This is a genomic window from Micromonospora aridisoli (assembly GCF_056150025.1).
Map to the genome: position 1 here is coordinate 1 of NZ_JAXCFK010000201.1, position 505 is coordinate 505.

Below are 505 nucleotides of genomic sequence, written 5' to 3' on the forward strand. Positions count from 1 at the left end.
GATGGCGGTCCACGGGCCGCCGACACCGGTGTAGCCGCGGTTGCAGCCGTTGTCCTGCGCCCCGCCGACCTTCAGCACCGGATCGGTCTCCGCGACGTCGACGGTGTAGAACTGCGTGTACGGCTCGTAGGTCGACTTGACCCAGCCGCTCGCGCCGTTGGCCTCCGACCGGTAGAAGCCGCCGTCGTTGCCGAGGTAGACCCGGCCGGGCACCTTCGCGTCCCAGCGCATCGCGTGCTGGTCGGCGTGCACGCCGCCCACCGACGAGAAGCTCTGCGCGCCGTTGGTGGAGCGCATCAGGTTCACCCCGGTCAGGAACACGTGGTCGGCGTCGCCGGGGTCGACGAAGAGCTTGCCGAACCACCAGCTGAACGTGGACTGCGACGCCTGCCCGGCCGTCACCGGCGTCTGTGTCCAGCTGTCCCCGCCGTCGTCGGAGCGGTAGAAGGCGCGGAACGGGCCGAGCGCCGTGCCGACGTACGCGTAGAGGCGCTGCGGGTCGTTC

General features: G+C 70.7%; 1 protein-coding gene. It reads right to left on the bottom strand.

Annotation, left to right across the window (positions count from 1 at the left end; translation table 11 throughout):
* Nucleotides 1–505, bottom strand: a 505-nt coding sequence (locus tag SM447_RS30105; protein WP_474576242.1) for a WD40/YVTN/BNR-like repeat-containing protein, incomplete at both ends; no start/stop codon positions are given.